The organism is Cytobacillus citreus (genome assembly GCF_018343665.1).
GTDB classification, from domain to species: domain Bacteria; phylum Bacillota; class Bacilli; order Bacillales; family Cytobacillaceae; genus Cytobacillus; species Cytobacillus citreus.
The window spans coordinates 222,438-236,659 of the sequence record NZ_JAGYPM010000003.1 but is presented as its reverse complement, the minus strand read 5'-3'; the positions used below and the strand labels follow the sequence as shown (position 1 = coordinate 236,659).

Sequence of the window (14,222 nt, the reverse complement as noted above, 5' to 3'; positions counted from 1 at the left end):
CAAGAAGACAAAGAAAGTCTTCTTGCAGGGCTCGTCTTGTACTTGTCGAGGGTGAACACTAAGGAATGCTCCTAAGAATAATCATCGCAGGAATAATATTTTCTTTGATTATTCCGAAGGCGCATCCGCATTTCAAATAAAAGGGGTAATTAATTATAAAAACTGTCATAACGAGATAGGACAACGTCATAAACATATACTGTCCAAACATAATAGATAGGATAATATTATCCCACAGATTCGGGAGGGGATCACTTGGAAAAGGTAGATATTTTTAAAGATATTGCCGAAAGAACAGGCGGCGATATATATTTTGGAGTAGTTGGAGCTGTGCGTACAGGTAAATCAACTTTTATAAAAAAATTTATGGAATTAGTTGTTTTGCCTAATATGAGTAATGAAGCTGACCGTGCTCGCACCCAGGATGAACTCCCTCAAAGTGCAGCCGGGAAGACAATTATGACAACTGAACCAAAATTTGTACCAAACCAAGCCGCTTCAGTCCATGTAGATGAAGGCTTGGATGTAAACATTCGATTAGTTGATTGTGTAGGTTATACCGTTCCAGGTGCAAAAGGATATGAGGATGAGAATGGTCCACGAATGATTAATACACCATGGTATGAAGAGCCAATTCCATTTCATGAGGCTGCAGAAATAGGAACAAGAAAAGTGATTCAAGAGCATTCCACAATTGGTGTTGTAATTACAACTGATGGAACGATTGGGGAGATACCTCGGAAGAATTACTTAGAAGCTGAGGAAAGAGTGATCAATGAACTAAAAGAGGTTGGTAAACCTTTCATAATGATTATAAATAGTGTTCAGCCTCATCACCCAAACACAGATGCACTCAGGAAAGAATTGGAAGAAAAGTATGATATTCCAGTTATTGCTATGAGTGTTGAAGGTATGCGTGAATCAGATGTGTATAATGTCATGAGAGAAGCACTTTATGAGTTTCCAGTGCTTGAGGTTAATGTAAATCTTCCGAGCTGGGTAATGGTTTTACGTGAAGATCATTGGTTGAGAGAGAGCTATAAAGAAGCAGTTAAAGAAACTGTAAAAGATATTAGGCGATTAAGGGACGTCGATAGGGTCGTTCATCAATTCAGTGATTTTGAATTTATTGACCGTGCAGGTTTAGCCGGAATAGAAATGGGGCAGGGAGTTGCAGAAATAGATCTATTCGCTCCAGATGATCTCTACGATGAAGTATTAAAAGAAATTGTTGGCGTTGAAATTCGAGGAAAAGATCATTTATTAGAGTTAATGCAAGATTTTGCTCATGCAAAATCCGAGTATGATCAAATCTCAGACGCATTGAAAATGGTCAAACAAACTGGCTATGGAATTGCAGCTCCATCGCTTGCTGATATGAGTCTTGATGAGCCAGAAATTACACGCCATGGCTCAAGATTTGGTGTAAGATTAAAAGCTGTTGCACCATCCATTCATATGATTAAAGTGGACGTGGAATCAGAGTTTTCTCCAATTATAGGAACTGAAAAACAAAGTGAAGAACTTGTTCGATATTTAATGCAGGATTTTGAAGATGATCCTTTGTCCATTTGGAATTCTGATATATTTGGAAGGAGCTTAAGCTCAATTGTTAGAGAGGGAATTCAGGCGAAACTTTCCATGATGCCTGAAAATGCAAGATATAAGTTAAAAGAGACGTTAGAAAGAATTATAAACGAAGGTTCAGGCGGATTAATCGCAATTATTTTATAAAGACTCCTATTAGGAGTCTTTATTGTTTTAGCTAAAAGGAAAGTTTAAGTTTATTAACGAACTAAAGTAAAGTGTGTGCTCAATTAAATATCTGCTAATAAGATCGCATAAGAAAACTAAGGCATTCGCCAAAAAGGACTTGGTGGATGGCATGTATCAGAGTGTAGAAAAAGCATAATTTAAAACTATTTCAGGCTGATTGAAAAAGCTTGTCTTTCGAGGCACGAAGCCTTACGAGGAGCGGAGTTAACATGGATGGGTAATGAGCACCGCAGTAAGGTGAGTATCGAAGAAAGCGAGCGTTTGTCAACAGCCTGGGACTTGGCGAACGCAAGTTTTTCTAATACTCTTTAAGACTAAAGTTTTACTGTAATCTTGTTACAATATCGTTAAAATAAGAAATATTCCCCATTAAAACGTGAATTATTCTTGATAACAGCAAATGATTGTGATAATCTTTTAACAGAATTACTGTTGTAATACCATAAACCCTTATTATTAAAGGCTTTTTAATAAAAATAGATTGAAAACTTTCCGTTTTTGATTTATTATTGGGCTTGTTAAACAAAAATACATTGCAATGTTTAGATTTCAGTAATTTTGTTTACAAATGTAAGTAGAATGCTTAATATTTTTGGGTTTATATTTATTTTGGGAGGAGGTGAAAGGCATGAACAAGACAGAACTAATTAACGCAGTTGCGGAAAGCAGTGAGCTTTCTAAGAAAGATGCAACTAAAGCAGTTGATGCTGTTTTTGATGCAATCTTAGATGCGTTAAAAAATGGTGATAAAGTACAATTGATTGGTTTTGGTAACTTTGAGGTTCGTGAGCGTGCTGCACGTAAAGGGCGCAATCCACAAACTGGTGAGGAAATCGAAATCGCTGCAAGCAAAGTTCCTGCTTTCAAACCAGGTAAAGCATTGAAAGATGCTGTTAAATAAGTACATATGAGTGCTTAAAGTAAGCATTAAATTAAAACCGCGAGTTTTCGCGGTTTTTTTTGTTCATTTTGGACTGCATTGGACGTGCAGACTCCGATGTTGGCTTCAGGATAAGGAACCTGGATAAGCATTATTATCCTAGAAAGGAAAAGAATTAGATTTTCGTGGAATTGCAGTCTATAATTGATATTCCATTTGGCTACTATATACTTCGAATAGCTCGAGCAACAAGCCCCTCTCCGACAAATAACTTAAAGCTATGCTATTGGTCGTACCGTGGTGTATGGCTCCTTGTTTTGTTACGTCAGCACTATTTCAATAGAGCGAAGGTAATAAGCCAATCCATCAAGAAGGTTAAAAAATCAAACTTCATTTACACTTGACTTATGATTGTTATGGGCGAACTAGTACTTTCAGCGTTTCTTTTTTGCTTGTTTAGAAAATAATATGCTAATATGGAAATATTGGAGTTTTAGAAAGCTGTGATTTGAGGAGGAAGTATGATGGCAAATGTAAATCGTGCGCAGATTGAAGATGCAGTACGTTTAATATTAGAAGCGGTGGGGGAAGATCCTGATAGAGAAGGATTACATGATACACCAAAAAGAGTTGCAAAAATGTATGAAGAAGTATTTATGGGGTTGAACCAGAATCCTAAGGAATATTTTGAAACTATTTTTAGTGAGGATCATGAAGAATTGGTTCTAGTGAAAGATATCCCTTTTTATTCAATGTGCGAGCATCATCTTGTACCTTTTTTTGGGAAAGCACATGTGGCATATATTCCTCGTAATGGAAAGGTGACAGGTTTAAGCAAATTGGCTAGAGCAGTCGAAGCAGTTGCTAAACGTCCCCAGTTGCAGGAGCGTATTACATCAACTGTGGTTGAAGCAATAATGGAGAAGCTTGAACCACATGGGGCCATGGTGGTAGTTGAAGCAGAGCATATGTGTATGACAATGCGTGGAGTAAAAAAGCCTGGTTCTCAAACAGTTACCACTGCGGTTAGAGGGATATTTGCAGAAGATGAAAAAGTTCGAGCTGAAGTACTATCTTTGATAAAATTTTAATCAAATAAAGCAAAAATATAGGAATACTCCTTTATCACGCTAAAAAAACCTTGAAGGGTGTAATTATGGAGAAAAGAAATTCGACAAGTAATGATTATATTGTTATTAAAGCTCAGGAAGATGGGGTCAATGTAATTGGGTTAACAAGAGGTTCTGATACAAGATTTCATCATTCAGAAAAGCTTGATCAAGGAGAAGTGATGATTGCCCAGTTTACGGAACATACTTCAGCAATCAAAATAAGAGGAAATGCAAAGATTTTTACCTCATTTGGTGAAGTTGAAAGTGAAGCAAAGAAATAAATTTTGTTTAAGTGCAAAAGAGGTTAAAAAGACTCTTATGCTCTCCTGAATTTCGCCTATCATGAAAAAGTAAGTTATGATATAATTGTCACTGTCTTGTTGTAATTCATAAGTATTCAAGTAATACAGCTTTTGATAAAAAATAATTATTCCATTCAAAAAATAGATTATTTTTTATTATTGAATTAATTTATAGCAGAGATATAAAGAAAACAAGGAAAAAAAAACAAGGGTGATTGCATGCAAGACATAAAGGTTAAATTGGCAGATGTTAAGGAGCAAATCGAAGAAAAGATTCGGCACCCTTATTTACTTAAATATATTAAGTCTCCTATTATTGACGAAGATAAGCTTTTACTCCTAATTTCAATTCTTGAACAGGTCAATCTTCCAGAAAAAAAAACGATGAACTATGCTATAACAACTATGCTTATTCAAATTGCCCTTGATACTCATGAGCTTGTTTCTAATCAGAAATCAGATCCTAATCAGTTTAAGCATAGACAGTTAACTGTATTAGCAGGTGTTTATTATAGTGGTTTATATTATAAAATTCTTGCAGAACTAGATGATGTTAACATGATTCGTTCACTAGCAACAGGGATAAAAGAAGTGAATGAACAAAAAATTTCAGTATACCAGAAAGAATCTGAGAATATTGATGAATTAATGGATAGTATTAAAAAAATTGAATACTCCCTGTTTGATAAGCTTTGTACTTACTTAGATGATCCTAATTATTGTGAATTTGTTTCAAATCTATTATTAATGAAACGGTTGATAGCAGAAAAGACGCTGTTTTTACAGGGTGTTTCACCTGTCATTTTTGAGTCGTTAAAAAAATTGTTATTAACTGATCAAATGCATACAGAATTAAGTAGTGAGCAAAAGCAACTTTTGGTACATACATGTGACCGATACATTGATTCTTCATATGAAAATATTCAAACATGTATAAGCAATCTCCCTAATATGAATGATATGTTGATACAAAGAGTTCAAACTATAATAAATCAGCATCAGCCCGCAGAAAATATTTTTGTGGAAGAAGGTTATTAGTCATGCAACAGTCAAAAGAAGAGCGCGTCCATCATGTATTTGAGAAAATCTCTAATAATTATGACAAAATGAATTCTGTTATCAGCTTTCAACAACATTTAAGATGGCGCAAAGACACAATGAAGCGCATGAATGTCCAAAAGGGTGAAAAAGCGCTAGATGTATGCTGTGGGACAGCTGATTGGACGATAGCATTAGCAGAAGCAGTAGGTTCTGAAGGAGAGGTCAAAGGTCTTGATTTTAGCAAAAACATGCTGAAAATTGGAGAGCAAAAAGTAAAGGATCTAGGAATTAATCAAGTATCACTTGTGCATGGGAATGCTATGGATTTGCCCTTCCAGGATAATTCCTTTGATTATGTTACGATCGGTTTCGGGCTGAGAAATGTTCCAGATTATTTACAAGTTTTAAAAGAAATGCATCGGGTGGTCAAACCTGGAGGAATTGCTGTTTGTCTAGAAACATCCCAACCAACCATGTTTGGTTACAAGCAGGCATATTACTTATACTTCCGCTTCATTATGCCTTTGTTCGGAAAAATATTTGCAAAAAGCTATAAGGAATATTCTTGGCTACAGGAATCAGCAAGAGACTTTCCAGGAATGAAGGAACTTGCCTTAATGTTTGAAGAGGCTGGTTTTGTAAATGTTAAATACAAGCCGTACAGCGGTGGAGTAGCAGCGGTTCATATTGGCTACAAAGAAAAATAAAACTTTTTCTGAATGCTTTTTTCGTAAATGGAAGCTGCAGACAGGATGTTAAGCTGGGTGAGTATGGGAAATGAAGTTGAAAATAATGTATTCATTTCTGAATTCAGATATAAAAAATATAGAGCAAACACTTGAGGAGACGGTACACGCAGAGTCTCCTTTACTACACCAAGCGTCCTTGCATTTATTAAAGGCCGGGGGAAAAAGAATTCGCCCTGTTTTTGTTTTGCTTGCAGGTAAGTTTGGAAAATATGACATTAATATCATAAAAAATGTGGCTGTTTCACTTGAACTCATACATATGGCTTCCTTAGTTCATGATGATGTTATTGATGATGCAGATTTGCGTCGTGGCAAGCCAACGATTAAGGCAAAATGGGACAACAGAATTGCTATGTATACCGGCGATTATTTATTTGCACGTTCACTTGAACTAATTACAAAAATCGAAAAGCCATTTGCACATCAAATATTGGCTGACACATTAGTTGAGTTATGTATTGGGGAAATCGAGCAAATTAAAGATAAATATAATTTTGAACAAAATGTCCGAAATTATTTTCGTAGAATTAAAAGAAAAACTGCCATATTAATAGCAGTAAGCTGTCAGCTCGGTGCAATAGCTGCTGATGTCGATGATGAGATTCATCAAAAGCTTTACAAGTTTGGATATTACGTTGGGATGTCTTATCAAATTATTGATGATGTACTTGATTTTACTGGTACGGAGAAGGAATTAGGAAAACCAGCAGGAGATGATCTTCATCAAGGAAATATTACTTTGCCAGTCTTGTTTGCCATGGAAGATGCAAAGATTCGCAAGGAAATAGTCAAGGTTCGGGAAAATACTGAAAGAGCTGAAATGGAGAAGATAATCTCGTTAATCAAAGGGTCAGGTGCTATTGAAAAGTCACTAAGGGTAAGTGATAATTATTTAAATAAAGCACTTAAAATATTAAATGACCTTCCTCAAAATCGTGCAAAGAAAACATTGAATGACATTGCAAAAGTAATAGGAAAGAGAAGTTTTTAATGTTTCTATGACAGCCATTTTCCTTTCCTAGTTGTAAAATTTTCAAAACAATGTTAATATTTTCGTGGATTATCACATTTAGGTAATTCACTATACATAAGCTTTAGGAGTTGAATTTAATGGAAAAAACATTTTTAATGGTTAAGCCTGATGGTGTTCAACGTAATTTAATTGGAGAAATAGTTGCTCGTTTTGAAAAGAAAGGCTTCCAGTTAGTAGGGGCAAAATTAATGCAAATTTCAAATGAGCTTGCTGAAAATCATTACGGAGAACATAAAGAACGTCCTTTCTTTGGAGAGTTAGTGGACTTTATCACTTCTGGTCCTGTATTTGCTATGGTGTGGGAAGGCGAAAATGTGATTTCTACAGCACGTCAAATGATGGGAGCGACTAATCCTAAAGACGCTGCTCCTGGAACGATTCGTGGCGATTTTGGAATTACAGTTGGAAAAAATGTTATCCATGGATCTGATTCACCTTCAAGTGCAGTACGTGAAATTGGACTATTCTTCAAACAAGAAGAAGTTGTAGAATATTCAAAGCTTATGAATGAGTGGATTAACTAAAATAGTCCAAGCACTGAAGCTAGATTGTTTTTACTCTTGCAAAAAATAATATAATTGATCTTTATAAAATGGCACCTGCAAAATGCGGGTGCTATTTAATTTCTAACTTTTGTAGGAAAAAACTAGTCCTTTTTTCCTTATTTTCAGCTATACTTACAATAGGATAGAGATAGAAAATAGGATTTAGAGGAGAAGAAAAGATGTCTCGGGATTATGAGGAATTTATAGTCAATATTAAGAAAAAAACAGGGATTGATCTTTCCCTTTATAAAGAAGCGCAAATGAAAAGAAGGCTGCTATCATTATATGAGAAAAAAGGATTTCAATCCTTCCATGATTTCTTTGAAGCATTAAGAAAAGATAATGAGATATTAAACGAATTTCTAGATCGAATGACTATTAATGTATCGGAATTTTACCGAAATTCAAAACGATGGGAAGTTCTTGAAAATAAAATTCTTCCCAAATTGCTTTCTAAAAATAAACGTTTGAAAATATGGAGTGCTGCCTGTTCAACAGGTGAAGAACCATATACGGTAGCAATGGTAATGTCGAAATTTATGCCATTATCACAAATTCAAATATTAGCAACGGATATTGATGAAAATGTCATTTCTAGAGCGAAATTAGGTGTTTATCCCGAAAGATCCTTGAATGAAGTACCTGAAGATATGAAAAAGAAATATTTTCAGAAAGATGGAAGCTTTTATAGGATTTCAGAGGATGTAAAAAAAACAGTGACATTTCGTAAGCATAATCTACTTGCAGATAGCTTTGGTGGGCCATTTGATTTAATTATTTGCCGAAATGTTCTTATTTATTTTACAGAAGAAGCCAAGGATGAACTTTATATTAAATTTAGTAACGCATTAAAATCTGATGGAATTTTTTTCGTTGGGAGTACTGAGCAAATCTTTAATCCCGTTAAATATGATTTTGAAACAGAGGATACTTTTTTCTATAAGAAAAAAAAATAAATAGAGCCTGGATTTCCAGGTTCTATTTATTTTTTGCAGTTAACAATTTTTTAAAAAGAATGGATCATGTATCGGAGTGTAGATAAAGTATAATTCGTTTCCTTTTTAGGCTGATTGAAAACGCTTGAATTCCGAGGTGCGAAGCCTTACGAGGAGCGGAGTTACCGTGGATGGGTAATGAGCACCTCAGGAAGGTGAGTAACGAAGAAAGCGAGCGTTTGTCAGCAGCCTGAAATTTTATTGTTTTGTCGAAATACAATTATTCATGTTAAAATGAGTGCATTCGAAAATGTTATAGGAATTTTCAATATTTTACTATGTTTATTTTTATTCCTATGTTATATTGGTACATAATCCTTTAATGAGTTGAAGGGGGAAAGAGTTTTGAGATATTTAACTTCAGGTGAATCACATGGACCGCAGCTGACAGCTATTATTGAAGGACTGCCTGCAGGATTGCCGTTAGTTGATTCGGACATCAATATGGAATTATCGCGGCGTCAAAAAGGTCATGGACGTGGCAGACGCATGCAAATTGAAAAGGATACTGTACAAATTACTGGTGGGGTAAGGCATGGTTATACACTTGGCTCTCCGGTAGCTTTAGTTGTTGAAAACAATGATTGGAAGCATTGGACAAAGATAATGGGACAGAATTCAATTGCTCCAGATGAAGAAGAAGAAATGAAAAGAAAGATTTCTCGTCCACGTCCTGGTCATGCGGACTTAAATGGAGCAATTAAATATGGACATCGGGATATGCGAAATGTTCTTGAGCGCTCTTCAGCAAGAGAAACAACAGCAAGAGTTGCTGCTGGTGCAGTTGCAAAAAAACTTTTGTCGGAACTAGGAATTAATATTGGCTCTCATGTTGTTGAAATTGGCGGAGTGAGATCTTCTGTAAAAGAATATGAGTCTCTTGATGAACTAAAAGAAATAACAGAAAGTTCACCTGTCCGCTGTCTTGACCCAGAGGCTGAAAAGAAAATGATGGAAGCGATTGATTTGGCAAAAGAACAAGGAGATTCCATCGGTGGTATTGTTGAGATCATTGTTGAGGGAATGCCTCCTGGGGTAGGCAGCTATGTTCATTATGACCGCAAGCTAGACGCTAAATTGGCTAGTGGGATTATGAGTATTAATGCTTTTAAAGGCGTTGAGATTGGCATTGGTTTTGAAGTTGCAAGCAAGCCGGGCAGCGAGGTGCATGATGAAATTACGTGGAGTAAGGAAACAGGATATTACAGAAAAACGAATCGATTAGGTGGTCTTGAAGGCGGTATGACTACAGGGATGCCAATTATTGTTAGAGGTGTAATGAAGCCAATACCAACTCTATATAAACCACTGAAAAGTATTGATATAGAAACAAAAGAACCATTTACAGCAAGTATAGAACGCTCTGATAGCTGTGCAGTTCCTGCGGCGGCAGTAGTTGCGGAGAATGTAGTTGCATGGGAATTGGCGGCAGCAATTGTTGAACAATTTTACTCAGACAGATTTACAACATTAAAGGAAGTTATTGACCAACAAAGAGCGTATGCGAGGGATTTTTAAAATGGAAACTATCACCATTGGGACTGATTCGAAAACATATCCTGTTTATGTTGGTTCAGGAGTAGTGAAACAGCTAAACTCCTATATATACAAAAACTTCCATTTATTAACGGATATAATGATCATCACAGATGAAACTGTTGCAAGTCTTTATTTAACAAAACTTCAAGATAATCTATCAGATTTTGAAACATTTTCTTATGTTGCTCCAATAGGTGAAAGGGCGAAAACCTTTGATGTTTATTATCAAGTATTAAGCTTTGCTCTTGAACGGAAGCTTGACCGTAAATCACTGATACTAGCCTTTGGTGGTGGAGCAGTAGGAGATCTTGGCGGGTTTATCGCTGCAACATATATGAGGGGAATTCCGTTTATTCAAGTGCCAACCACTATTCTTGCGCATGATAGTGCAGTTGGAGGTAAAACAGCGATCAATCATCCATTAGGCAAAAATATGATTGGCTCATTTTACCAGCCTGAAGCGGTTTTTTATGACTTAAATTTTTTAGGCTCACTCCCTTTAAATCAGAGAAGATCTGGTTTTGCAGAAGTGATAAAACACGGTCTTATTCATGATCCATTTTTTTTAACTTGGCTTATGGGGAAAATAACCACTCTAGGGGATTTTTCTGATAGTGATTTAGCCTATTCATTAATAAAGGGAATTGAAATAAAAAACTATTTTGTTTCAAAAGATGAGAAGGAATCTGGAATACGGGCCTATCTTAATTTTGGGCATACTTTAGGCCATGCAATAGAGGCTGAGTTGGGTTATGGCAAATGGACACATGGGGAAGCTGTATTAGTCGGTATGTTATTTGCCTTGAAATTAAGTAAGAAAATTACAGGCCTTGACTTTAATACTGACAATTTTAATGCTTGGCTTGATCACCTAGGCTATAAAACTGAAATTCCTAAAGAATTATCCCGAGAAAAATTGCTAGAGAGAATGAAGCAGGATAAAAAATCAGTTGGTCAAAAGGTGAATTTTGTTTTATTAAAGGAAGTTGGCAGTCCTGTCCTTTATGAAATTTCCGATGAAGAGTTATTAATGCAACTTGAAATTTTTTAAAGATAATTATTATTTTTTTAAGTATGAGAAAGGTCAGTGCAAGCAGCCACCCTTTTGCCGACTAAAGGCGCCACGTCCTCCCAAAAGCATTCTTTTGCTCGGGCGATGTTTTGCTGCCACAGCTTTCCTTATCTTGTGGCAACGTCGGCACTATGACGTCCTTTACGTCAAGGGTAAGAACAAAGGATTGTTTCTGCAATTGTCATCACAGGAACTATGGTCCTTTGATGGGTACGCGCTTGCGCTTTTCTTAGCTAACAGGAAAGTTTAAGTTTATTAACGTACTAAAGCAAAGTGTGTGTTCAATTAAATATCTGCTAATAAGATCGCATAAGAAACACTAAGGCATTCGCCAAAAAGGACTTGGCGAACGCCAAGTTTTTCTAAGGGGAAGGAGGGAATGAGTGTGATTCGTGGCGTGAGAGGAGCTACAACCGTTAATGATGATAATGAAATTGAAATTGTCCAGGCAACTGAAATCTTACTTCGTAAAATGATCGAAGAAAATGAAATTGAAGCAGAATTGGTTGCTTCCGTCTTCATTTCCGTTACAGAGGACATCACAGCAGTCTTTCCGGCAAAAGCTATGCGTTTAATAGAGGGGTGGAAGTATGTTCCTGTCATGTGTATGAGAGAAATTCCCGTCGCATCCTCATTGCCAAAATGTATACGTGTAATGATTCACGTGAATACAAATATTCCGCAGAAAGAAATCAGCCATATATATTTAGGGGGAGCAATTAGTTTAAGACCCGATTTAAATACAGTTGATCAATCTTAATCTAGAAATGGATCATAATGAAGGAAAATAGGTGAATAACATGAAATGGAAACAGCAACTGCTTGAATTAACCCCTTATCAGCCTGGGAAATCAATTGATGATGTTATGAGACAATACGGCCTTGAGAAGATTGTTAAGCTAGCTTCGAATGAAAATCCATTTGGCTGTTCAGAAAAAGTGATTGCTGCCATTAAGTGTTCTGCAGCATCTTTTCCAATATATCCAGACGGATATGCAACAAATTTACGAGAAGCATTAGTAAATCATTTTAACTTAAGTCCTGCACAGTTTATTTTTGGAAATGGTGCAGATAACATTATTCAAATTATTTCTAGGGCGTTCCTAAGTTCAGAAACTAATACGGTTATGGCGAAACAAACTTTTTCACAATATAAACACAATGCTGTGATCGATGGAGCAGAAATTAAGGAAATTCCACTAATAGACGGAGAGCATGATCTTAATGGCATGCTTGAAGCTATCGATGAAAAAACCGCTGTCGTATGGGTATGTAACCCAAATAATCCGACAGGGACTTATATTTCCGAAAATCGATTGAAGGCATTTATAGAAAAAGTTCCGAGTGATACATTGATTGTTGTCGATGAAGCATATGTTGACTATGTCGTTGCAGACGATTATTGCGAGTCAATTAAATTATTAGATCAGTTTCCTAATTTAATTATTTTACGTACATTCTCAAAAATTTATGGTTTAGCAAGCCTAAGAGTTGGTTATGGCATTAGTCATCCGGAAATCATTAAAACATTAGAGCCTGCTAGAGAGCCATTTAATGTGAATACAATTGGTCAGGCTGCAGCTAAAGCAGCAATTGAAGATCAGCCATATGCAGAAATTTGTAAACAAAAAAACCGTGAAGGACTCGAACAGTTTTACCGTTTTTGTGAGGAGAACGGTTTAGATTATTATCCTTCACAAGCAAATTTTATACTGATTGATTTTAAAAAGGACGGAAATGCAGTCTTTCAGTTTTTGCTAGAACACGGGTTCATTGTTCGCTCTGGAAAGGCGCTCGGGTTTCCGACATCTGTGAGAGTAACGGTTGGTTCAAAAGAGCAAAACGAAGGCGTAATTCAAGCAATGGTCAAATTAATATCTGAAAAAACAGTCATTTAATATTGCATATGAAAAATCGGAGGTACTCGTCAAAAAGGATTTGATGAATCTCTGGTTTTCTAATAGAGAATAATGGTAGGAATAAAGAAATCGGCTAATTGGCCGATTTCTTCCAGTCTAACCTCCAATCTCTAACCTCAATATAGGTGGTGAGCTTCTTGGATGGCCGTGTATTTATTATTGGATTAGGATTAATTGGTGGATCATTAGCATTATGTATAAAAAAAGAACATAAAGATTCCTTCATAATCGGCTATGATGTTAATAAAGAGCAAACAAGACTTGCTAGGATGCTAAATGTTGTTAATGAAACAGCTGAAACGATTGAACAGGGAGCGAAAAATGCAGATTTAATTTTAATTGCTACTCCTGTGAAAGAAACAGAGAAGGTCTTACAAATATTAGAGTGCATACAGCTAAAAAGTAACGTCATTATTTCTGATGCGGGCAGTACGAAAAAGGAAATCGTGCAATTGGCTGGAAATCTCAAAAATATGGGAATCACATTTATTGGTGGTCATCCAATGGCTGGTTCTCATAAGACAGGGGTTACCGCTGCAAAAGCGATTTTATTTGAAAATGCCTTTTATTTATTAACCCCTGAAGACCATATTCTTGAGGAACAGCTGCATAAGCTGCAAAATTGGTTATCAGGGACAAAAGCTAGGTTTATCACAATAACACCGGAAGAACATGATTATTTGACAGGTGTTATTAGTCATTTTCCTCATATTATTGCTGCATCCCTTGTGCATCAAGCTGAGAAAACGAGTACGAAGCAAAAGTTAATTCCAAGTTTGGCAGCAGGTGGTTTTCGCGATGTAACAAGAATTGCATCCAGCAGTCCAGAAATGTGGAGAGATATTCTACTACATAACAAAGATGTACTTTTAAGTTTATTAGATGATTGGCAAGAGGAAATGAAGAAAGTAGCTGAAATGATTGCAGCTGAAAATAGTGAGGAGATTTTTAACTATTTTTTTTATGCAAAGCAATTCCGTGATGAATTGCCACAAAAAGAAAGAGGAGCAATTCCGTCTTTTTACGATCTTTTTGTCGATGTACCAGACTACCCGGGTGTCATTTCAGAAATTTCTGGTTATTTAGCAAAAGAGGAGATTAGTATAACGAATATTAGGATTCTAGAAACACGTGAAGATATTAATGGGGTTCTAGTAATTAGTTTCCAAACGGAAGAGGACCGCACTCGTGCAGATCTTTGTATTCATAAGTATACTAATTATGAAACGTCGGAAGGTCTTTAGGAAAACTACTAGGTT

The 14,222-nt window shown here is 36.0% G+C and carries 14 protein-coding genes; all 14 read left to right on the top strand.

Translation table 11 applies throughout. From position 1 onward, the window contains the following. Nucleotides 1-255: 255 nt before the first annotated feature. The gene (gene spoIVA, locus KHA94_RS12705; protein WP_213102506.1) at nucleotides 256-1,734 is read left to right on the top strand and encodes a stage IV sporulation protein A; all 1,479 of its coding nucleotides are present in this window, start codon (nucleotides 256-258) and stop codon (nucleotides 1,732-1,734) included. A 670-nt stretch (nucleotides 1,735-2,404) separates the two neighbouring features. Then, nucleotides 2,405-2,677, top strand: a complete 273-nt coding sequence (locus tag KHA94_RS12700) for an HU family DNA-binding protein (RefSeq protein ID WP_053476815.1) — start codon at nucleotides 2,405-2,407, stop codon at nucleotides 2,675-2,677. 503 nt (nucleotides 2,678-3,180) lie between these two features. Then, nucleotides 3,181-3,747 (top strand): GTP cyclohydrolase I FolE, encoded by a 567-nt coding sequence (gene folE, locus KHA94_RS12695; protein ID WP_213103237.1) that lies wholly within the window; start codon nucleotides 3,181-3,183, stop codon nucleotides 3,745-3,747. A 65-nt stretch (nucleotides 3,748-3,812) separates the two neighbouring features. Beyond that, on the top strand, nucleotides 3,813-4,049 hold the full coding sequence (gene mtrB / locus KHA94_RS12690) for a trp RNA-binding attenuation protein MtrB (protein ID WP_213102505.1): 237 nt from the start codon (nucleotides 3,813-3,815) through the stop codon (nucleotides 4,047-4,049). Between the two features lie 240 nt (nucleotides 4,050-4,289). After that, nucleotides 4,290-5,108 carry a heptaprenyl diphosphate synthase component 1 gene (locus tag KHA94_RS12685; protein WP_213102504.1) on the top strand — a complete coding sequence of 273 codons (819 nt, stop codon included), beginning with the start codon at nucleotides 4,290-4,292 and terminating at the stop codon, nucleotides 5,106-5,108. Nucleotides 5,109-5,110: 2 nt separating this feature from the next. Then, entirely contained in the window at nucleotides 5,111-5,818 is a 708-nt protein-coding gene (locus KHA94_RS12680; RefSeq protein WP_213102503.1) for a demethylmenaquinone methyltransferase, read from the top strand. 70 nt (nucleotides 5,819-5,888) lie between these two features. Then, on the top strand, nucleotides 5,889-6,851 hold the full coding sequence (hepT, locus tag KHA94_RS12675; RefSeq protein WP_213102502.1) for a heptaprenyl diphosphate synthase component II: 963 nt from the start codon (nucleotides 5,889-5,891) through the stop codon (nucleotides 6,849-6,851). A gap of 119 nt (nucleotides 6,852-6,970) precedes the next feature. Then, nucleotides 6,971-7,417 (top strand): nucleoside-diphosphate kinase, encoded by a 447-nt coding sequence (ndk, locus tag KHA94_RS12670; RefSeq protein WP_213102501.1) that lies wholly within the window; start codon nucleotides 6,971-6,973, stop codon nucleotides 7,415-7,417. A 200-nt stretch (nucleotides 7,418-7,617) separates the two neighbouring features. After that, the gene (locus KHA94_RS12665) at nucleotides 7,618-8,394 is read left to right on the top strand and encodes a CheR family methyltransferase (protein ID WP_213102500.1); all 777 of its coding nucleotides are present in this window, start codon (nucleotides 7,618-7,620) and stop codon (nucleotides 8,392-8,394) included. A 384-nt stretch (nucleotides 8,395-8,778) separates the two neighbouring features. Beyond that, entirely contained in the window at nucleotides 8,779-9,951 is a 1,173-nt protein-coding gene (gene aroC, locus KHA94_RS12660) for a chorismate synthase (protein WP_213102499.1), read from the top strand. Nucleotide 9,952: 1 nt separating this feature from the next. Continuing rightward, nucleotides 9,953-11,023: a 3-dehydroquinate synthase gene (gene aroB / locus KHA94_RS12655; protein WP_213102498.1), complete on the top strand. Its 1,071-nt coding sequence runs from the start codon at nucleotides 9,953-9,955 to the stop codon at nucleotides 11,021-11,023. A 406-nt stretch (nucleotides 11,024-11,429) separates the two neighbouring features. Beyond that, on the top strand, nucleotides 11,430-11,804 hold the full coding sequence (gene aroH, locus KHA94_RS12650) for a chorismate mutase (protein ID WP_213103236.1): 375 nt from the start codon (nucleotides 11,430-11,432) through the stop codon (nucleotides 11,802-11,804). 40 nt (nucleotides 11,805-11,844) lie between these two features. Further along, a complete protein-coding gene (gene hisC, locus KHA94_RS12645; protein WP_213102497.1) occupies nucleotides 11,845-12,942 on the top strand; it encodes a histidinol-phosphate transaminase in 1,098 nt (365 codons plus the stop codon). A gap of 158 nt (nucleotides 12,943-13,100) precedes the next feature. Next, nucleotides 13,101-14,207: a prephenate dehydrogenase gene (locus KHA94_RS12640; protein WP_213102496.1), complete on the top strand. Its 1,107-nt coding sequence runs from the start codon at nucleotides 13,101-13,103 to the stop codon at nucleotides 14,205-14,207. The last annotated feature ends 15 nt before the right edge of the window (nucleotides 14,208-14,222 follow it).

What these genes read in the sequence shown, in the direction of transcription:
- KHA94_RS12700 (WP_053476815.1), top strand. Translation starts at nt 2,405, where the DNA reads ATGAACAAGACAGAACTAATTAACGCAGTTGCGGAAAGCAGTGAGCTT.
- folE (WP_213103237.1), top strand. Translation starts at nt 3,181, where the DNA reads ATGGCAAATGTAAATCGTGCGCAGATTGAAGATGCAGTACGTTTAATA.
- mtrB (WP_213102505.1), top strand. Translation starts at nt 3,813, where the DNA reads ATGGAGAAAAGAAATTCGACAAGTAATGATTATATTGTTATTAAAGCT.
- KHA94_RS12685 (WP_213102504.1), top strand. Translation starts at nt 4,290, where the DNA reads ATGCAAGACATAAAGGTTAAATTGGCAGATGTTAAGGAGCAAATCGAA.
- KHA94_RS12680 (WP_213102503.1), top strand. Translation starts at nt 5,111, where the DNA reads ATGCAACAGTCAAAAGAAGAGCGCGTCCATCATGTATTTGAGAAAATC.
- hepT (WP_213102502.1), top strand. Translation starts at nt 5,889, where the DNA reads ATGAAGTTGAAAATAATGTATTCATTTCTGAATTCAGATATAAAAAAT.
- ndk (WP_213102501.1), top strand. Translation starts at nt 6,971, where the DNA reads ATGGAAAAAACATTTTTAATGGTTAAGCCTGATGGTGTTCAACGTAAT.
- KHA94_RS12665 (WP_213102500.1), top strand. Translation starts at nt 7,618, where the DNA reads ATGTCTCGGGATTATGAGGAATTTATAGTCAATATTAAGAAAAAAACA.
- aroB (WP_213102498.1), top strand. Translation starts at nt 9,953, where the DNA reads ATGGAAACTATCACCATTGGGACTGATTCGAAAACATATCCTGTTTAT.
- hisC (WP_213102497.1), top strand. Translation starts at nt 11,845, where the DNA reads ATGAAATGGAAACAGCAACTGCTTGAATTAACCCCTTATCAGCCTGGG.